We start from the raw sequence: 21237 nt of genomic DNA on the forward strand, positions 1-21237 counted from the left end.
GACGGAAATTTTAGTTTACTAGCTCCTTTTCGTTCGTTGAAGAGTCCTCTACTTGTTGTGCTTTGTTAACTCCTTCTGGAGATGTGGGTGTATCTGTCCGTAACACTTCGCGGATGTAATTCCCAGCTTCTGTTAACTCGTTAGCTTGCCAATGCGCATCTATCGGTGCACCGGGTTTTAATAACGCAGATGTTTCATCTTTGTCGGTTATGTTCCAATTTGCCCAACTAAGCTGGTGGGTGTCCATCCACTCGACCCACCGATTGGTGGTTTCCAAATTAAAATCACCGTCTCCATTTGACTCACTCACGCCCCATTCGCTTACAATTATGGGCAAGCCTGCTTGCATAGCTTCTTCAGCTTTTTTCCGCAAGTTCTCCTGATGCCACGGGTCGCTTGTATAGAAGTGAAATGAATAAATGAGTTGCCCGTCGCTCGTAATCGGGTCCTTTGCAGTGATATCGACATCCTGATCCCAGCGAGCACTGGGTATTACAATCAAGTTTTTCTGATCATGTACACGAATGGTCTTAATAAGTTCTTCTGAATAGGCTTTTATCTCAGCCCAACTATGCTCTTCTGGTTCATTCCAAATTTCATACAATACGTTCGGAACATCCTTATAGCGCTGTGCCATTTCATCGAAAAAGTATTTTGCTGCATCAATATTCTCATTGGCGTGATGATCATGCCAGTCGATTAGCACGTATACTCCTCGGTCAATTGCATGGTCGATCATGCCGGTAATAAGTGCTTTTTGCTCGTCAGGAAAGTCAAGATAACCGCTGTCGGGCTCGATAGCCATCGAAAAACGCAGTAAATCAACTTGAAAGTCGTCAACTATCCAATCGATAACCTCGGTATTGTAATACTTCCTCCCCTCCCAGATGCTCCAGGAAAAACTAATGCCGCGAAGTCGGGGGGCGACTCCGTTTTCATCAACCATTTTCCCATCTTTAATAGTTAACCAACCGTGCTTGTCTACCGCGGTGGGTATATGGACGGCTTGTGATTGGCGACTGGTACAACTGCTTTGACTTGCAGTAATTAAAAATAATCCTCCTAGGATTACAATGAAACTAGCTAGCTTTTTCATAATCGTCTTCTAATTGATTCCACCAAGTTTTCTTCAATATAATAATAATACCGCCTAAAATAAACAGCGTGACAACAAGTGGCATCGTTGACTGAAGAACCAAATACATCGGCACTAGGGTCAAACATAGCTGTCCGATGATTCCTATGGCCACATTAAACATGTCCTTGCCGAAGTTTTTATTCCGAAATTCGACGCCCTCTTCTTGTTCAAGTTGTCTCCGGATAGGCCTCCAAAAGCCCCAAGGCTTGACAGTTCTATAAAATGATTTCAATATGTTCTCATCTGTCGGCGGTGCGGTAAAAGTCCCAACAATACTGCCTGCCAATGAAATGATGAAAAGTAAAGGAAAATAATAAAGATCTAGCGTATCAAAAAATAGTGGAAATACCAATGCTGATGCAACCCCAGCGAGCATTCCCCAGAAAAAACCATTTGCATTGAACCGCCACCAATGCCATTTCAATATATTGGACGCAATATAACCGCCGTAAAGAGCAGAAACAATCCACTGCAATACGCTATTGATATCATCGACAAATAAACCCAATAAAATTCCTAAGAATGCAATTGAGACGCCCGAGAGGTAACTCATATTACGAACAGACTTGCTTGAAGCCTTCGGATGAACGTACTTGAGGTAAATATCGTTTACAATATAGGCCTGTGCCGCATTGAGGGTCCCTGCAAAGGTACCCATAAAAGCAGCGAGGAGTGCAGCTACAAGTAGCCCGGTGAGACCGACCGGAACGAACTCAACAATAGCCGCTGGCAATAGCCGTTCAAAATCAATCCCGCTCGCAGACGATAAGTCTAACTGATCGTAATAGAGCAAGCCCAACACGGCAAATCCCATAATCAGTGCATAGCGCACTGGTAGCAAAACTATGGACACCAAACCACTCATCTTCGCTGCGTCTGTCGGTGATCGCGTGGATAAGATCTTCTGCATATCATAGTTCGGTGCTGGCCCAGCCAATGAAGCAAAAACACCTTTGAATAACATCATCATAAAGAAAATACCAAACAACGAAAAGCCGTCCTCTTTGATTTTTTGATTGACTTCTGATATATGTGGAGTCCAGTCCATATCGAGCGTCCAACCAAAGAAAGGATTGAACCAGCCCGCCGGAACGTTTAAAGACCGACCTGCCAGATGCTGCATAGCAATAATGGCGATGACAATGGCCGCCACAGTGGTAACTGTATACTTTACTAGATCACCAATAACAATACTTGTCATCCCTCCCGTAACAGCATAAATTACCGTTAAGACCGAAAAGATAATACCATAGAAATGCGGGACAAACTGTGAGTCCACATGAAAAGGGATATATGGACTGACAAGTTCCCAAGGAAGAAAAATCTCTACAAACTTTCCTAAGCCGATAAAACCGTATGCCATGAAACCCAAGCCACTCAATAGAGCAAAGACGACGACGATAATATGTGAAGGCCTCACACCTTCCCCTGTCAGTCCAAAGCGAGTGGCCATCCACTCAGCACCGGTGGTTGCATTGGAACGTCGCAACCAAATCGACAGGTACATCATCATGAATATTTGATTAAAAACGGGCCACAACCAAGGTATCCAGATACTTTTAAGCCCGTATACAAATGCCAAGGTTACCATCCACATCGTGCCGGAAATATCAAACATATCGGATGCATTTGATAAACCCAACATATACCATGGTAATTTCTTCCCACCGAGTAGATAGGACTCCTTATTACGTTGCGCACGCTTCTTGAGCATGAAACCCAGCGTCACCATCACGACAAGATATCCGATGATAATAATGATATCAAGAGTAGATAGCCTCATGAGGGTCCATAAGTAATATTTAGCATCGATTTATTGTCTAGGTTAGAACAAACATAAGACTGTTAAGCTAAACTACATAACACTATTTTAACTTTATATCAATTTGGATGAAAAAAAAGTACTAACTTACTCAAACTAACCAAGCTAAGATTTAGAAGGATGAACCAGGAGATCATAAAGGAAATAACGCCACTGACTGAAAGTGACTTCTATATGCTTTTCGCGAGAGAGAAAGATACCTTCGATTTCCCCCTTCATTACCATGAAGAATATGAGCTCAACCTCATCATCAATGCAAGCGGAGCACGTCGAATCGTTGGAGATCATATCAGTACGATTGACGAGCACGAATTGGTATTCATAGGATCAAATTTACCGCACGGTTGGTTTACTCATGAATGTACGAGCAAGCTTATACGCGAAGTAACCATTCAATTTAGCAATGAAATATTCAATGAAAATTTCTTGAATAAAAATCAATCCAATCATCTCAAAAAAATGTTTGCAGATGCAAAAAAAGGGATTGCATTCCCTGCTGATACGATTATAGGTATAAAAGACAAAATCTTTGATCTAAAATTAAAACAAGGATTCCCCTCCTTTTTAGACTTCATGTATATACTACATGAACTATCCTACTCTCCGTACACTACTTTATCGAACGAAGGTTTCCAAGAGGTCTCCCTGGCTTCAGCAACGAATAGCCGTAGAATCAAAATGGTATTCGACTATATGCATAAGAATTTCAGAAAAGAAATCAGTCTAGAAGGTCTCGCTTTACTGGTCAACATGCACGAAGCCTCATTAAGCAGATTCATTAAGAAGAAAACGGGAAAGACTTTTGTCGACTGTCTCAACGAAATACGCATCGGTCAAGCGAGCCGCCTTATTATTGATACTACTCAAAGTATCTCAGAAATCGCTTATTCTTGCGGGTTTAATAATATATCTTATTTCAATCGAGTATTTAAGAAACAGAAAAACTGTACGCCTAAGGAGTTTCGGGAAAACTTTACTGATACCAGACTTTATATTTAAGGTAATTCAACCTAGGGCGATTCGCTTTGATTCAACGAGAATAAAAACACAAAAAAAATAAATAATAACTCAAATCTAAGAAATCGTAAAGAGAGTTAAAAGTAAAGGGATTGACTCTCGTAAGTCGAGTTTCCAGTTTTATAGGTGTTGATCTTGTTGTTGATTTGAATTTTGGCATTAAATACCACGGGCCCGTCCACGATGTGTGAACGGGCCCGGGAAAAGGGTAGGGCGCCGACCTACTCTCCCACCTGTTACGGCAGTACCATCGGCTCTGGCGGGCTTAACTTCTCTGTTCGGTATGGGAAGAGGTGGACACCGCCGATATAGGCACCTGAAAATCTTGATATGCAAGCCCCTAACAGGGGAACAAGCAATGACATGCATTGGAAGAAAAAAAGAATCGAGAGAGAAAACAACAGTCTATCTGCTTTGAGAAAGCTTCGGGTGATTAGTACCGCTCGGCTTTGGTATTCCTACCTTTACACCTGCGGCCTATCGACGTCGTAGTCTGCGACGGCCCTCAATGGAAGTCTCATCTCGTGGCTAGTTTCGCGCTTAGATGCTTTCAGCGCTTATCTATTCCCAACATAGCTACTCTGCGGTACAGCTGGCGCCATAACAGATACACCAGAGGTTGGTCCATCCCGGTCCTCTCGTACTAAGGACAGCCCCACTCAAACTTCCTACGCCCACAACAGATAGGGACCGAACTGTCTCGCGACGTTCTGAACCCAGCTCGCGTGCCACTTTAATGGGCGAACAGCCCAACCCTTGGGACCTTCTCCAGCCCCAGGATGTGACGAGCCGACATCGAGGTGCCAAACCTCCCCGTCGATATGAGCTCTTGGGGGAGATCAGCCTGTTATCCCCAGAGTACCTTTTATCCTTTGAGCGATGGCCCTTCCATGCAGAACCACCGGATCACTATATCCGTCTTTCGACCCTGATCGACTTGTAGGTCTCACAGTCAAGCAAGCTTATGCTATTGCACTCCACGTACGGTTACCAAGCGTACTGAGCTTACCTTTGAAAGCCTCCGTTACCTTTTTGGAGGCGACCACCCCAGTCAAACTACCCACCAAACAATGTCCCCCGCTACAGCGGGGTTAGGAACCGGTTACAGAAAGGGTGGTATTTCAAGGATGATTCCACGATGCCTGGCGACACCGCTTCACAATCTCCCACCTATCCTACACATCCTGTACCCAGTCACAATGTTAAGCTATAGTGAAGGTTCATGGGGTCTTTCCGTCCCGTTGCGGGTAATCGGCGTCTTCACCGATACCACAATTTCACCGAGCTCATGGCTGAGACAGCGCCCAGATCGTTACACCATTCGTGCAGGTCGGAACTTACCCGACAAGGAATTTCGCTACCTTAGGACCGTTATAGTTACGGCCGCCGTTTACTGGGGCTTCGATTCAATGCTTCGCCTTGCGACTAACATCCCCTCTTAACCTTCCAGCACCGGGCAGGTGTCAGGCCTTATACTTCATCTTTCGATTTGGCAAAGCCATATGTTTTTGTTAAACAGTCGCCTGGGCCGTTTCACTGCGGCTTCTCCATCCCGAAGAATGGAGGAAGCGCCCCTTCTCCCGAAGTTACAGGGCCATTTTGCCGAGTTCCTTAGCCATGATTCACTCGAGCACCTTAGGATTCTCTCCTCGACCACCTGTGTCGGTTTGCGGTACGGGTTTTTATAACCTGAAGCTTAGCGGGTTTTCTTGGAAGTCTGATTACCTGCACTATCAGCGCACCCGAAGGCTTGCTGTACTGTCGGGATTCAGCAAGTACGGCGGATTTGCCTACCATACCTATACCTACACCCTTCAACGAACTATTCCGTCAGTTCGCGGCAGTGTCACTACTCCGTCACCACATCGCAGTTATAAAAAGTACTGGAATATTAACCAGTTGTCCATCGGATTCCCCCTTCGGGTACACCTTAGGACCCGACTAACCCTGATCCGATTAGCGTTGATCAGGAAACCTTGGTCTTTCGGTGGGCGGGTTTCTCGCCCGCCTTATCGTTACTTATGCCTACATTTGCTTTTCCAGAAGATCCAGCACGGCTTACGCCATACCTTCAGCTCCGCTGGAATGCTCCCCTACCGATCTTTCGATCCCATAGCTTCGGTGATACACTTGATGCCCGTTTATTATCCATGCCCGATCGCTCGACTAGTGAGCTGTTACGCACTCTTTAAATGAATGGCTGCTTCCAAGCCAACATCCTAGCTGTCTGTGCAATCGGACCTCGTTAGCTCAACTTAGCGTATACTTGGGGACCTTAGCTGATGGTCTGGGTTCTTTCCCTCTCGGCCCTGGACCTTAGCACCCAGAGCCTCACTGCCGGTTATATTTCATAGCATTCGGAGTTTGTCTGGATTTGGTAGGATGTGACTCCCCCGCACCCAATCAGTAGCTCTACCTCTATGAAACTCAACACCGACGCTGTTCCTAAAAACATTTCGGGGAGTACGAGCTATTTCCCAGTTTGATTAGCCTTTCACCCCTACCCACAGATCATCCGGAAACTTTTCAACGTTTATCGGTTCGGTCCTCCAGTACGTGTTACCGTACCTTCAACCTGTCCATGGGTAGATCACAAGGTTTCGCGTCTACCTCCCCTGACTATGCGCCCTATTCAGACTCGCTTTCGCTGCGGATCCGTGGCTGAACCACTTAACCTTGCCAGGGAAGAGTAACTCGTAGGCTCATTATGCAAAAGGCACGCCGTCACGGAACAAGTCCGCTCCGACCGCTTGTAAGCACACGGTTTCAGGTTCTATTTCACTCCCCTGTTCGGGGTTCTTTTCACCTTTCCCTCACGGTACTAGTCCACTATCGGTCTCTCAGGAGTATTTAGCCTTACCAGATGGTGCTGGCAGATTCCCACAGGGCGTCTCCGACCCCGCGGTACTCAGGATACTGCTAGACCAGGCTCGCTTACGTATACGTGGCTGTCACACGCTATGGCTCCCGTTTTCCACCGGAATTCTACTTCGCTAACCTGTAATCACATCGCAGTCCTACAACCCCGAACATGCCGTAACATGTCCGGTTTGGGCTCTTTCCCTTTCGCTCGCCACTACTCAGGAAATCATTGTTATTTTCTTCTCCTCCGCCTACTTAGATGTTTCAGTTCAGCGGGTTTGCTCTTCTTCGTGACATGTCTTCAACATGCCGGGTTGCCCCATTCGGAAATCCACGGATCAAATCATATGTGCTGATCCCCGTGGCTTATCGCAGCTTATCACGTCCTTCATCGCCTCTGAGAGCCTAGGCATCCACCGTGTGCCCTTTCTTACTTTCTTCTCCGCATACCCTTTTGCTAGTATATGCGGATGCTTTTATTGTCTGTCGGCAAACTCTTCTGCAGCCTACCGGGCAAGCCCAATAGCCTAACATCAAAGCAGCCAACGTCTCTACTGTTGTCTTCTCTTCAATTTTCTTTTTCTTCCAATATGTCAAAGAACGTTCGGAAAACCGATTATACGAAACCAAAAGGCGGATTAGACCTCCCGGAAACATCACGGTCCCTAGATGTGGAGAATATCGGAGTCGAACCGATGACCTCCTGCGTGCAAGGCAGGCGCTCTAGCCAGCTGAGCTAATTCCCCCTCTTTCGATGGTAGTCCCGAGCAGATTTGAACTGCTGACCCCTACATTATCAGTGTAGTGCTCTAACCAACTGAGCTACGGGACTAGCTTTTCCAATGCTGCAAGGGTACCCCATAGGGGACAGGTACTCTTATTCTTCATTCTTTATGTCTTTATCAAGAAAATCTCATGGCGCAACGAGTGACAATAACCGGCCACTCTAGAAAGGAGGTATTCCAGCCGCACCTTCCGGTACGGCTACCTTGTTACGACTTAGCCCCAATTACCGGTTTTACCTTAGTACGCTCCTTGCGGTTACATACTTCAGGTACCCCCAGCTTTCATGGCTTGACGGGCGGTGTGTACAAGGCCCGGGAACGTATTCACCGCGTCATTGCTGATACGCGATTACTAGCGAATCCAACTTCACGGGGTCGAGTTGCAGACCCCGATCCGAACTGTGATCGGCTTTTGGAGATTGGCATACCATTGCTGGTTAGCTGCCCTCTGTACCGACCATTGTAGCACGTGTGTAGCCCCGGACGTAAGGGCCATGATGACTTGACGTCGTCCCCACCTTCCTCACTGTTTGCACAGGCAGTCTGTTTAGAGTCCCCACCATAACATGCTGGCAACTAAACATAGGGGTTGCGCTCGTTGCGGGACTTAACCCAACACCTCACGGCACGAGCTGACGACAGCCATGCAGCACCTAGTTTCGTGTCCCGAAGGACGTATCCGTCTCTGGATACTTCACTAACTTTCAAGCCCGGGTAAGGTTCCTCGCGTATCATCGAATTAAACCACATGCTCCTCCGCTTGTGCGGGCCCCCGTCAATTCCTTTGAGTTTCAACCTTGCGGCCGTACTCCCCAGGTGGAATACTTAACGCTTTCGCTTGGACGCTGACTGTATATCGCCAACATCGAGTATTCATCGTTTAGGGCGTGGACTACCAGGGTATCTAATCCTGTTTGATCCCCACGCTTTCGTGCCTCAGCGTCAATCATACTTTAGTAAGCTGCCTTCGCAATCGGTGTTCTGTGACATATCTATGCATTTCACCGCTACTTGTCACATTCCGCCTACCTCAAGTACATTCAAGCCCGACAGTATCAAAGGCACTGCGATGGTTGAGCCACCGTCTTTCACCCCTGACTTATCAGGCCGCCTACGCACCCTTTAAACCCAATAATTCCGGATAACGCTCGGATCCTCCGTATTACCGCGGCTGCTGGCACGGAGTTAGCCGATCCTTATTCGCCGGGTACATTCAGCCCTCTACACGTAGAGGGGTTTATTCCCCGGCAAAAGCAGTTTACAACCCAGAGGGCCGTCTTCCTGCACGCGGCATGGCTGGTTCAGAGTTGCCTCCATTGACCAATATTCCTTACTGCTGCCTCCCGTAGGAGTCTGGGCCGTGTCTCAGTCCCAGTGTGGGGGGTCATCCTCTCAGATCCCCTAGACATCGTCGCCTTGGTGTGCCGTTACCACTCCAACTAGCTAATGTCACGCGAGCCCATCATTGTCCCATAAATGTTTGATCATAATCCAATGCCGGAAAATGATGTTATGCGGTATTAATCCGGATTTCTCCGGGCTATCCCCCAGACAATGGTAGGTTGCTCACGCGTTACGCACCCGTACGCCACTCTCACCCAAGATAAGCAAGCTTACCCTGGGATCCCGTTCGACTTGCATGTATTAGGCCTGCCGCTAGCGTTCATCCTGAGCCAGGATCAAACTCTCCATTGTAAAAATGTTGGTTTGCTACCTGACCCTATTCACTCAAAATCTGTTAATAGAATCGGTACTGTTATATCTACGGTACCGGTCATTGACTTGGTTTGAACTTCTAACTTTCGTTATCTCTCAAACTACTCGTTACGCTACATGATAATCTTCTCTTTTAAGAACTTCTGCGCCGGTGGCCTCACGGTCCGACTTTTTATATCTTTCAACCAGGGACTGACCCCGATCATCTGATCCTTTTTTCAACACTCCCGAGCGTCGCGCTCAGGACCCCGTTCGTTTCGGGATTGCAAAGGTAAGAGGTTTTTTTGATTCCGCAAAATAAAAAATTTTATTTTTTTTCGCACCCCTCGTCTCCAGCAAATCCCCCGAAATGCCGGGCTGCAAAGATAAGGGCTTTTCCTGTCATGGCAAAATAAAATCCGAAAAAAATACACCAGATCCTACCGCTCAAAAACATCGAAAATAAACCCCAGAACTCAATGAACAATCCGCAATACCTCGTTTGCGGGATGCAAAGATAGGAACTACAAGCCAACTTCCAAACACAAAGAAACTTTATTTTAACAATACCACGCAAAACGCTGGATAACAATACGATTGTTTTTCAGAAATGAGCCGCCACGCCCTGTACGAGCAAAGGGGACGGCGGCGCAAGCGCCTGGAAAACATCAAGGCAGTCTGGAAAAGGCAACAACGGACTAGATTCAATTGACCTCAATAAATTAAAACAACAAACAGCGATAATCCTTTGATAAAAATCGTATGTCTTATGAAAAAAAAATATTACCTTGGACTTAATCAAAACAATAGTATTGAACTTGTGTGATTAACAGTATAGCCATTAGATAACCTTAACGTATAAGCCCCTTGCAACTGATTTTACTTTCACTTGTCATACTTTTACAGAACTTTGTCCAGCAACCTATCGGACAGAATGAAGCATTTATTTTTGAGGACCCCTCTAACACAATGAACGTAACTGCAATTCATCAAGCATTTATTAATGGTGAATTCGAGCGACTAGAAACCCGAGATTATAATCCGGGTTTTACAAAATCGACTTTTTGGCTTGCCCTACGCTTACATCCGCAAGAGGTTACACAAAACTATTACTACGTAATTGGGAACCCACATATCAACTGGATCAACTTTTTTGAAGTAGAAAACAATCAAGCGCGCCTAATCAATGAAACGGGAGATCATATGCCTTATGATAGTCGGCCCATATATTCGAAGAAGTTTGCTTTCCCGATCCAAAGCTCAGCCGACACAGAATCTTTATACTTCGTAGAAATCGACAAGCATCATGAATCTCTCCAGATCAGTCAGCAACTCCTGACAGTCGACGCTTATCATAAAGCTCAATCATCAGAGCAGCTGATCAGCGGTATTTTTATGGGAATGGTTATTTTACTGGTGCTCTTTGGGGTATTCCTTTTTGCAACGATGGCTGACGTTCTGTATTTATTTTATGCAGCCTTTATATTGTCTGGCTTTTTGTGGGTATCAACCAACCTGGGTCTGGGCTATCAATTATGGTGGCCAGACTTTCCGATGTTTGAGAATAAAGCACGTCCTATATTTAGCTGCGCTCAAGCTGTCACAGCTTTATTATTTATCCAGGCATTTTTGAAGCTGAAAAAGCAAGGCTACATATACTATATTAATATAACGCTTGTATATATAGGTTTGGCTATTCTTTTGTTCTTTGCTATTCCGGTCGACTATTCCCAGTTTCCCGAATTGGTTCTATCCGTTCTGATTGTCCATAACACTTGGAACCTCCTGTTGGTCGTTCAATTTTTGTTCATTTGTATCAAGGAAAGTCTGCAAGCGAATCGGAATGCATGGTTCTTTCTGCTGGCATTTACCGTATTAATCGCATTCTCAATCATTGAGCTTTTAGCACATACGGGCACAAGCGTGTTCAGCGATAATTATCTAGCGAAGCATGGTGTACAGACTGGGTATATGATTACGTCGGTTATTTTAACATTTGGGTTGGTTTATCGGTTCAATACCTATGAAAAAGATCAAGAGCGCCTTCTCCAAAATATTAACCGACAGCAGCAACAGCATAGCGAGCAGCTCCGCGAAATACAGGAAAATGAGCGCAACCGCATAGCTGAGCAGCTTCACAACGACGTAGGCTCTATGTTATCCGTCGCATCCCTTCAATTATCGTCGATCAAAGACGCTAATCTGCCGACTGATATTCAACAACAGGTAAATACAGCTGAAGATATTATTCATCAAGTAAACAGCCAAATTCTTGCTATCGGCCATCTACTTGTTCCCTTCCATCTCCAAAAGCTGGGATTTGCGGCGGCGATTAGTTATTTCTGCGACAATATTAATCATGCGCAAACCATTAATCTCGAGTATAAAATCATTGGTTTTGAGAACATGGATCGTTACAAGAAACCAGCTGTAATCGATCTATACAGAATTGCACAGGAGCTCTTGTCGAATATCGTACAACATTCATCAGCCAAAAATGCATTTTTGCAGATTATTGAACACGAAAGCCAGATAACCATCGTTGCCGAGGACAATGGCAGTGGAATAAAAACTGATAGCCCACAGGCTAAAGAAAAGAAATTGAGTATATCAAGTAAGATTAATTATTTTAACGGCCAGATAGACGTATTAAACAAAAAAGAAGGAGGCGTGTTGATTTATATCCGAATACCTTCGAGCAAATTGATTCAGAATGAAAATTAAAATCTTGTTTGTTGCTGATCGGTCTTTTGCTGCCGAAGAGCTTATTTCATCTGTAGGCGAAGATGAAATATTCGAGCTGCAACCTTCGGTAAATACAAGAAAAGCCCTGGTGGTCTCACTTCGTCAGGATCTGCCGGATATTCTGGTTCTGGATATTAACCTGCCGCTTGTTGACGGCATTGATGCGCTACTGGCGATCTCACGAAAATATCCGTCTGTAAAAACGATTGTCATCAGTGACTATCGCTCACCGCGGCTGATTGCTGAAATTAAAACCTTAGGGGCAAAGGGGTATTTCGTCAAGGGAATTCGATTCGATGAGTTCAAGAAAATGGCATTGGAGGTGTATGAAGGGCTAACCTGGGGAGAGCACCTTGACGCAACGGCTGTGATTCCAAAACCATATTATTTAAGTGAGGAGTTAAGGGCTTATCACCTGACTGAGCGAGAAGTGGAGGTCATCCAACTGACACTGAAGGATTTCAATCGGAAGGAAATTAGCGATTTCCTTTTTCTAAGCGAATTTGCGATACAAACCATTATGGAAAATATTTATGTAAAGCTTGGTATTCAGAATGAAAATCAATTAATTAGCTTCGCAAAAGAGAAAAAGATTGTTGATTAAACAGAAACACGAAGCGAGATGAGAAGTAATGAAGTTCGTATTAGCAAGAAGAAGCCCATATTTCCGGTAATTCCTTCGTTAAAAAGGTATCTGCATTCATACCAACGTGCGGCAAACCTTCCTCTACGCTATTCCGAGTTACTTCATTTTGATGAGACGGTACCTGTACTCGACAAGAATGGCAATGATACCTTATGGGAAAGTCCGCTCTATCCCTCGCATGAAATAGATCGCATCCATGAGAGATTAAAAATTATCTACGCAAAATTAAAAGCATCGGGAAATTATCGTGTAGTAGAACATAAAGCCATTGAACGCATCGAATATTGCACATTTGGAAATACGCATCCATTTCGAGTTAAGATTGTCAATCGACTCAACGATGTCTACGATTACTTTTATGTAAAACAAGCAGATGCTTCAAGGATATACGGACTGGAACTTGAGGAGATTTTATCGCCAAACCAGGTCAACTATTTAGTGGACGGAGATACGTTAATCGAAGAACATATTGCTGGAATACCGGGAGACGTCTTCGCAAGTCACCGCTTTGACAAATCGGATTATAACCATCGACGTATTGCAAAGGAATTCGTTAAATTTAACGAACGCTGTGTGATCACGCTACTGGGAGATATGCGATCCTATAACTTCGTTGTACAAATCACCCCAGATTTTGATGATTTCCAGTTCCGCATCCGGTCGATTGACTTTGACCAACAAGGCTATGAAGGCAACGTAAAAATTTATCTACCTCAGTTTTTCCGAGACAATTATGCATATGTGCAAATCAGCATGGCAAATCTGACGGAAAAGACGGTTCTCCAATACCAACAAGAGGAACGCTCATCGCTGATTCAAAGAGCGCGAATGGAAAGACACCGTATAGCCGATTTACGGGATGCGTCATCCGATCATGTGATTACGACCGATGAGAATATTAATCGTCTAAAGAAAGGACTGGCTAAGTATTTCAAGGAAGACAACTATGATCATTGTAAAACGATGACTGACCTAATTGAGCAAAATCTCCGCAACGTGATTAACCAAATTGGCAGTTGATGGCTATGCAGAGAGACCGAATTGTTAAACTTTGTTAAAAGGAGTACGCCCTTGCTCATATTAAATATATTGACAATATCTTGGTAGCGAAAAAATATAATTGCTACATATTTTTAATTCAACTATCTTTGCAAAATGTTTAAAAACAAACGTATAGTACAAACGCTTGCAATCTTGATGCTCGCTGTCGTTGGCTTTTCTGGCTGTAAGAGTAAATTCGAGAAGCTTCGCGCCAGCAATGATACTGGCAGAAAATACCAAGAAGCTATCCGATATTATAATGAAGGAAAGTTTTCTAAAGCTCTTGTTTTATTCGATGATCTGGTGCAAAGATACCGCGGGCGTCCTGAAGCAGAAGATTTAAATTATTATTTCGCATATACCAACTTTCAGTTAAAAGACTATACAACAGCTCGCTATCAATTCCAGAGCTTTGCAGAAATGTACCCCGGCAGTCAGCGAGCTGAAGAATGCAGGTATATGGCGGCCTATTGTTATTATCTGGAATCGCCAGTATATTCACTAGATCAATCCAATACGCTAAAAGCGATTGAGGCACTGCAATTATTTATCAATATCTATCCGGAAAGCGAACGTGCAGAGGAAGCGGCCAACCTGATTGATAACCTTCGGGCAAAATTGGAGCGCAAATCATACGAAAATTCTAAAATTTATTTAGATATTGGTGACTACTTGGCTGCTGTGATTGCTTTTGACAATTCGTTGAGAGATTACCCAGACACCAAGTATGCTGAGGAGCTGGAATACTATAAAATTGAGGCACAATATTTATATGCTTTGAACAGTTCAGAGCGTAGACAGGAAGAACGCTTTAATGATGCAATTGAATTTGCGGATGAGTTCGTTGATGATTATCCAGAAAGTGAACACTTAGAGGACGCTCTTAAATATAAAGCTGATGCAGAAAAAGGAATTGTACGAGTTCAACAAACCTTGGCAGAATGGTCTGTTTTACAGCAGGAAGCAGAGGAAAGACAACAGCGAAGAGAAGAAAAAGCTAAAACTGAAGAAATTATAGAAGAAACACCTGTTAGTCCTCAAGGATAACTCTTGGTACTAAAAAGGTAGAAAATAAAAGACTATGGACAATAATACAGAAAAACAAGTGGTTCCAGTTCCAACCACAACCGTTACTCGTGATTTACGCGACCTCGATAAAAACACCGAGAACATCTATGAATCGATCGTCATCATCGGTAAACGTGCAAATCAGATCGCAAGCGATATCAAAGAAGAACTTCACAGTAAACTCGCTGACTTCGCGACTGTTAATGATAATTTAGAAGAGGTGTTCGAGAATCGTGAGCAAATCGAGATTTCTAAACATTACGAACGCATGCCTAAGCCTACACTGCTGGCTGTGAACGATTTTATGAATGACAAGATTTACTACCGAAATCCTACTGCAGAGCAGGATTAAGTCCATACCTCCGCGCCTATGCTCAAAGACAAAAACATCATACTCGGGGTATGTGGAAGCATAGCGGCTTATAAATCAGCTTTTTTGCTTCGGCTTTTAGTAAAGGCTGGAGCAAATGTACAGGTGATTATGACGCAAGATGCGGTAAATTTTATTACCCCGCTTAGCCTTTCCACATTATCCAAACGCCCTGTTTTAACTGATTACTTCAACGCCAAGACGGGTGAATGGAACAATCATGTCGACTTGGGACTATGGGCAGATCTGGTACTTATAGCGCCGGCGAGTGCGAACAGCATTGCTAAGTTTGCAACAGGTATCTGTGACAATCTACTTTCTGCAGTTTACCTGTCAGCACGTTGCCCGGTCTACCTGGCTCCGGCGATGGATTTAGATATGTGGGCGCATCCTTCTACTCAGTCTAATATTAGTCGATTAAATTCCTACGGCAACCACTTGATCCAACCAGCGAAAGGCGAACTTGCGAGTGGTTTGTTTGGGGAAGGACGACTGGCCGAACCGGAAGAGATTGTTGATCATCTACAAAAGGAATTAAAAACCGAATTACGTTTTCGAGGAAAGAAGGTACTGGTTACGGCAGGTCCGACACACGAAGCGATCGACCCAGTGCGCTTTATCGGCAATCATTCGAGCGGAAAAATGGGTTACGCGATTGCACATGTTCTCCAAGACATGGGTGCTGAAGTGACCTTGATTAGTGGGCCGAGTTATGAGCAGGTGCCAAACGGGGTTAAACTAATAAAAATTACGTCTGCTCAAGAACTACTGGATGCCTGTTTAGAAAATTTTGACAATACTGACATCACTGTTATGAGCGCGGCAGTTGCCGATTATCGACCTAAAGTCATAGCCGACCAAAAAATCAAAAAGAAATCAGATTCGCTGTCCATCGAATTGGAGAAGACTCGTGATATTCTTAAAACGCTAGGCACCCGGAAGACAGATAAGCAAATCTTAATTGGTTTTGCCTTGGAAACACAAAATGAGATCGAAAATGCAGAGGGCAAACTTGTGAGTAAGAACCTAGATTTTATCGTACTCAATAGTCTTCAAGATCAGGGTGCAGGATTTGCAGGCGACCAAAACAAAATAACCATTATCAACCGTACAGGCGAGCATTACCATTTCGAGCTAAAGGCCAAGGTTGATGTAGCAAAAGACATAGCCAATCACATACTGAGCATACTTTAGGTGGCTTTTTTGCGTATCTTTGAGTTAAAGATCAATCAACTTTTATTAGACATATAAATTAACATTTGCATGCTGGTACGTTTGTCGATAAAAAATTATGCATTAATCGATGAGATTGACATACAATTTGGAGGTGGGCTGAATATTATAACTGGGGAAACGGGTGCTGGTAAATCGATAATTTTAGGCGCATTATCCCTTATTCTAGGTCAACGATCCGAAAGCAAATATTTTTATAATCAAGAAAAAAAATGCGTAATTGAGGGTTATTTTGATATCCAACATTATGATATTCGTGATTTTTTTGATAAGTATGACTTGGATTATGAACCGCAGACGATTATCAGACGTGAAATATACCACGAAGGCAAATCACGCGCATTCATTAATGACACACCCATCAAGCTTAATTTGCTAAAATCTCTCAGTGAAAAGTTAATTGCGATACACTCGCAGCATGCTACGCTGGAGGTCAACACACAAGCATTTCAGTTACTAAGTATTGACAGTGTTGCAGAGAACAAAAAGCTTCTGCAGGAGTTTCAAGATGCCTATCATCACTTCCTGCAAGTAGATAATGAGTATCAAACCCTATCACAACAGAATACACAACTGCAAACAGAAATGGATTATCATCAATTTTTGTTTGACGAGCTTCAGACAGCAGACCTAAATGCAGAGGAACAACATCAACTTGAGGAAGAACAGTCGCTGCTTAGTCACGCTGAAGACATTAAACGCAGTTTGCAGCAGGCAAACTACCTGCTTGATGAGCAGGACCAATCGTCCCTTAGCTTACTAAAACAGGGCTTGCAACAACTACAGCAGGTTGAGCAGCTTTTCCCTAAGCTGGGTGAATTGAGCGGTCGGCTGAACAGTAGCTTGATAGAGCTTAAAGATATTAGTAATGAGATCAGCCTCCTAGACAGTGAAACTACAGTTGACGCCGAACGAATGCAGTATCTGGAAGATCGACTAAGTCTGATATACAAACTACAACAGAAACATCAGGTGGACGACATCCGCTCCTTGCTACGAATACAGGAAGAGCTTGATGAAAAGATCAATGCGGTCATGCTTAACGACGAGAGACTCGGCGAGTTGACAGAAGAGCGAAGCAAAGCCTATAAACAGAGTCAAGAACTCGGAAAAAAACTAACCGAGAGTCGTCTAGCAGCGATTCCACTAATCGAAGAATCTATTAAAAGTTCCTTAGCAGAAGTCGGCATGCCACATAGCATCTTTAAAATTAAGCTCAGCTCGTTCCCTGATGAAAAACTCAAAAAGAGCGGACGCGACGAAGTGGTTTTCTTGTTTTCAGCGAATAAAGGGCAAGAACCGCAATCCGTGAGCAAAGTTGCATCCGGTGGTGAACTATCGCGACTTATGCTGGCTATCAAATCGCTAATTGCCAAAACTTCGGCGTTACCTACTATAATATTTGACGAGATTGATACAGGCATATCGGGTGACGTGGCCGTGAAAGTCGGAGAGCTCATGCGCGACCTGACGGACAATTTACAAGTAATTGCTATCACACACTTGCCACAGATTGCTTCCCAAGGGATTCATCATTTTAAAGTTTATAAGAAACAGCAAGACAGTCGAACCCTAACGAACATCCGATTATTAGACCATGAAGATCGGGTAAATGAATTAGCACAGATGCTAGGCGGAAAAGATCTAAGTGAAACGGCTGTCTTACATGCAAGGGAACTACTTAATCTTCATATGAAAAACTAACATTTTTATTATTTATAATCAGCACTAGACAAAAGGTATGGGTAATTTGGCAAATTAGCATCTTTTTCCAACCTTTGGTTTAGTTTTTAAAAGCAAATTAATCAATCCATTATGGCATATAATTTATTAAAAGGAAAAAAAGGTATCATCTTTGGAGCGTTAGATGAGCGCTCTATTGCGTGGAAAACAGCTTTACGGTGCGTCGAAGAAGGTGCAGAAATTGTACTCACAAATGCTCCGGTAGCATTACGTATGGGAACGATTGATCAACTTGCTAAGGAGTGCAACAATGCTCCGGTAATCCCCGCCGATGTGACCAACCCAGCAGACATTGAAAACCTATTCGACCAAGCGATTGAACACTTTGGAGGCAAGGTTGATTTTATTTTGCACTCAATTGGTATGAGTATAAATGTGCGTAAAGGCATCCATTATACGGAAAACAATTACGACTATATGCATAAGGGGTTTGACATTTCTGCCATCAGTCTTCATCGAATTCTTCAAACAGCGATGAAAAAGGATGCAATCAATGAATGGGGTTCTGTGGTAGCGCTTAGCTACATTGCAGGTCAACGTGTATTCCCCGACTACAACGATATGGCAGATGCTAAGGCTCTCTTAGAAAGTATCGCTCGCAATTTTGGTTATCAGTATGGCGTAAAAAAACATGTGAGAATCAACACCATCAGCCAATCCCCGACTCGCACTACGGCAGGTTCTGGAGTCAAAGGCTTTGATGGCTTTGTAGATTACGCGGACAAGATGTCTCCACTTGGAAATGCTACTGCAGATGAATGTGCTAACTATGCTGTCTCTTTGTTTTCTGATCTAACCAAAATGGTGACTATGCAAAATCTTTTCCACGATGGCGGTTTCTCATTTACAGGTGTCAGTGAAGCCATTATCCAACATATGGGAGAAAGCGAAGATTAATTCGCTCTAAAACTTATATTAATAAAAAAAGGACCACAGAGAAAACGTGGTCCTTTTTTATTACTGCAGCTCGAAGGATTGGTGTCTCGAGGGAATTTCTACCTGATAGCCTTTTTCTTCAAGCACAGCTTTGAAGACCGTCTGTGTATCTAGCTCACCATGAACAAGGAATACTTTCTTCGTAATTGCGGGGTCCTGCGACGATAAAAATTGCATCAAATCGTTTTGATCACCGTGTGCACTCATCGACTGAACACTTTGGACTTGAGCATTCACTTTAAATTTTTCACCAAAAATAGAGACAGAGGCCGCTCCCCCTTTTAGGCGACCGGCCAGTGAACCGGGTTCACTATAACCGACGAGTAAAATCGTGTTCCTCGTATCTTCAACATTATTTTTTATGTGATGTTTTATTCGTCCAGCTTCAGCCATTCCTGAAGCAGAAATAATGATGCACGGCTCCTTTCTAAAGTTAAGAGATTTCGATTCTTCAGCATCCTCGACAAAATGAAGACCCGGAAAATCAAAAGGATCATCATCATTTTTCATCACATCCTGGACTTTGTCATTGAAGTTCCAAGGATGGGACTTAATAACCAGAGTTGCCTTTTCAGAAAGCGGACTGTCGACATAGACAGGTACCGCAGGGAGGTGTCCTTTTAAACTTAGGTTATTTAAGTGATACAAAAGTTCTTGCGTACGTCCCACACTAAACGCTGGAATAATCACCTTGCCTTGTCGCCCTACACAGGTTTCATCAATTATCCGTCGCAGGTTCTCCTCTGCCGGCTCTGGTTTTTGATGTAATTCATCACCATACGTAGACTCTAATAAAACATAATCTGCCTGTCTAAAAATTTCTGGCGATTTTAAGATCAAATCTCCGTATCGTCCAACATCACCAGAAAAGGAAACTTTGATTGTTTTTCCGTTTTCTGTGATATCGAGATGAACTGAAGTACTTCCTATAATATGCCCCGCATCGGTATAGGTCAAGCTCACATCTGAGTTTATTTGGAAAGGAGTCCGATACTTCACCTTTCTGATTAAAGATAGCGCCATATAAGCATCTTCTTTATCATATAAGGGTTCAACCTCTGGCTTACCTTGTTTCCGTCGTTTCTTATTCAAATATCGGACATCTGACTCCTGGATATAGGCAGAATCAAGCAAAAGGATCTTACATAAATCTCTTGTAGCAGGTGTACAAAATATTTTCCCTCGAAAACCTTGTTTTACTAGGAAAGGAAGCAAACCAGAATGATCAATGTGTGCGTGTGAAAGGACAACATAGTTGATATCCTTCGGATTAAAGCCAAAATCGCGATTCATAACATCGCTATCGAGACCTCGGCCTTGAAACATGCCACAATCCAGCAGTATTTTTTGGCCGTTGTCTAGATGAATCAGATGCTTACTACCAGTTACAGTTTGTGCAGCACCATGGAAGGCTATTTTCATAAAAATTAAATTTTGAAATTAACATAAAACGTCAATTTAATAAAAAGTCAGTATAAACGAAGAACGGCAGCCATGTAGTAGCTGCCGTTCTTCGTTTATTTGATTTAATAACCACCGTGATCTTACTTCAATTCTTTAAACTGAAGACTAGGTGAATTAAACAGTCCTTGATAATCTAAATAATCAGTCGTTGTCAGGATAACCTTCGCCGTTACGTCGCTATTAGGGGCCTCAATCGTAACTCCATCATCTGCAAGAGGATCTTCAATATACACTGTAACCAAGCCGATGGTATAGTTAACTGAATATGACTGAGCCGCGAAGGTAGTAGGTAGAACATCGTAGGTCTGTTCGTTATCAAAGCTCAAGGCGACTGCCACGCCACCCTGCAACATGTAGTATTCAGTAAGATCTTGAAGTGGAATATCGAAAGCTATAAGAGAATTACTTATACGTTCCCAACCACCTGGATCGAGAGTCACAACAAAAGCTGTGTTGGGGTTTTCGATCGGTTGAACATTATCATCATCATCACATGCTGAAAATCCAATTAACAGCAGCGAGCATATTAGTAGTAGGTGCTTTTTCATATTTTGATTTGTTGTTTAATAATTAGAGCAATAAATAGTTAAAAGGTTTAATGCAAACAACACGCCAAAATAAAAAAGGGCATGATTAAATAGATATTTATCATGCCCTTCAAGTCTTAACCGT

General features: G+C 43.5%; 13 protein-coding genes, 2 tRNA genes and 3 rRNA genes. 9 read left to right on the forward strand and 9 right to left on the reverse strand.

From position 1 onward, the window contains the following. Positions 1 to 10: 10 nt before the first annotated feature. Both WKR92_RS04975 and WKR92_RS04980 read right to left on the reverse strand, forming a co-directional pair. Positions 11 to 1096 (reverse strand): glycoside hydrolase family 5 protein, encoded by a 1086-nt coding sequence (locus WKR92_RS04975; protein WP_375556722.1) that lies wholly within the window; start codon positions 1094 to 1096, stop codon positions 11 to 13. Next, a complete protein-coding gene (locus WKR92_RS04980; protein ID WP_375556723.1) occupies positions 1080 to 2921 on the reverse strand; it encodes a sodium:solute symporter family protein in 1842 nt (613 codons plus the stop codon). Before WKR92_RS04980 ends, WKR92_RS04975 begins: the two co-directional genes overlap by 17 nt. Positions 2922 to 3080: 159 nt before the next feature. Between WKR92_RS04980 and WKR92_RS04985 the strand changes: the two genes are divergently transcribed. Further along, on the forward strand, positions 3081 to 3959 hold the full coding sequence (locus WKR92_RS04985) for an AraC family transcriptional regulator (protein WP_375556724.1): 879 nt from the start codon (positions 3081 to 3083) through the stop codon (positions 3957 to 3959). A 226-nt stretch (positions 3960 to 4185) separates the two neighbouring features. Here WKR92_RS04985 and rrf read toward each other — a convergent pair. The 5 genes from rrf to WKR92_RS05010 all read right to left on the reverse strand — a co-directional run bounded on the left by rrf (position 4186) and on the right by WKR92_RS05010 (position 9319). After that, positions 4186 to 4297 (reverse strand): 5S ribosomal RNA (rrf, locus tag WKR92_RS04990). A 94-nt stretch (positions 4298 to 4391) separates the two neighbouring features. Then, a 23S ribosomal RNA gene (locus WKR92_RS04995) occupies positions 4392 to 7279 on the reverse strand. A gap of 232 nt (positions 7280 to 7511) precedes the next feature. After that, positions 7512 to 7585, reverse strand: a tRNA-Ala gene (locus tag WKR92_RS05000). Positions 7586 to 7594: 9 nt separating this feature from the next. Beyond that, positions 7595 to 7671, reverse strand: a tRNA-Ile gene (locus WKR92_RS05005). 118 nt (positions 7672 to 7789) lie between these two features. Next, positions 7790 to 9319, reverse strand: a 16S ribosomal RNA gene (locus WKR92_RS05010). Together the 16S, 23S and 5S rRNA genes with 2 tRNA genes alongside form the textbook arrangement of a ribosomal RNA operon. A gap of 867 nt (positions 9320 to 10186) precedes the next feature. Here WKR92_RS05010 and WKR92_RS05015 point away from each other — a divergent pair. From WKR92_RS05015 to WKR92_RS05050, 8 genes are all read left to right on the forward strand, one after another. Beyond that, the gene (locus tag WKR92_RS05015) at positions 10187 to 12043 is read left to right on the forward strand and encodes a sensor histidine kinase (RefSeq protein ID WP_375556725.1); all 1857 of its coding nucleotides are present in this window, start codon (positions 10187 to 10189) and stop codon (positions 12041 to 12043) included. Next, entirely contained in the window at positions 12033 to 12668 is a 636-nt protein-coding gene (locus WKR92_RS05020; protein ID WP_375556726.1) for a response regulator transcription factor, read from the forward strand. Before WKR92_RS05015 ends, WKR92_RS05020 begins: the two co-directional genes overlap by 11 nt. 18 nt (positions 12669 to 12686) lie before the next feature. After that, complete coding sequence (locus WKR92_RS05025; protein ID WP_375556727.1) at positions 12687 to 13730, forward strand: hypothetical protein; 1044 nt, start codon at positions 12687 to 12689, stop codon at positions 13728 to 13730. 135 nt (positions 13731 to 13865) lie between these two features. After that, positions 13866 to 14798 carry an outer membrane protein assembly factor BamD gene (locus WKR92_RS05030; protein ID WP_375556728.1) on the forward strand — a complete coding sequence of 311 codons (933 nt, stop codon included), beginning with the start codon at positions 13866 to 13868 and terminating at the stop codon, positions 14796 to 14798. A gap of 34 nt (positions 14799 to 14832) precedes the next feature. After that, on the forward strand, positions 14833 to 15171 hold the full coding sequence (locus WKR92_RS05035; protein ID WP_375556729.1) for a DNA-directed RNA polymerase subunit omega: 339 nt from the start codon (positions 14833 to 14835) through the stop codon (positions 15169 to 15171). An 18-nt stretch (positions 15172 to 15189) separates the two neighbouring features. Beyond that, positions 15190 to 16383, forward strand: a complete 1194-nt coding sequence (gene coaBC / locus WKR92_RS05040) for a bifunctional phosphopantothenoylcysteine decarboxylase/phosphopantothenate--cysteine ligase CoaBC (RefSeq protein WP_375556730.1) — start codon at positions 15190 to 15192, stop codon at positions 16381 to 16383. A 69-nt stretch (positions 16384 to 16452) separates the two neighbouring features. Then, positions 16453 to 18126, forward strand: a complete 1674-nt coding sequence (gene recN / locus WKR92_RS05045; protein ID WP_375556731.1) for a DNA repair protein RecN — start codon at positions 16453 to 16455, stop codon at positions 18124 to 18126. Positions 18127 to 18237: 111 nt separating this feature from the next. After that, positions 18238 to 19062 carry an enoyl-ACP reductase FabI gene (locus WKR92_RS05050; RefSeq protein WP_375556732.1) on the forward strand — a complete coding sequence of 275 codons (825 nt, stop codon included), beginning with the start codon at positions 18238 to 18240 and terminating at the stop codon, positions 19060 to 19062. 60 nt (positions 19063 to 19122) lie between these two features. On the opposite strand, the gene WKR92_RS05055 is transcribed toward WKR92_RS05050, so the two are convergent. Both WKR92_RS05055 and WKR92_RS05060 read right to left on the reverse strand, forming a co-directional pair. Continuing rightward, complete coding sequence (locus WKR92_RS05055) at positions 19123 to 20523, reverse strand: MBL fold metallo-hydrolase RNA specificity domain-containing protein (protein WP_375556733.1); 1401 nt, start codon at positions 20521 to 20523, stop codon at positions 19123 to 19125. 122 nt (positions 20524 to 20645) lie between these two features. Next, positions 20646 to 21113: a hypothetical protein gene (locus WKR92_RS05060; protein WP_375556734.1), complete on the reverse strand. Its 468-nt coding sequence runs from the start codon at positions 21111 to 21113 to the stop codon at positions 20646 to 20648. Between the last annotated feature and the right edge of the window lie 124 nt (positions 21114 to 21237).

The sequence above is a fragment of the Albibacterium profundi genome (assembly GCF_042159835.1).
Taxonomy (GTDB): domain Bacteria; phylum Bacteroidota; class Bacteroidia; order Sphingobacteriales; family Sphingobacteriaceae; genus Albibacterium; species Albibacterium profundi.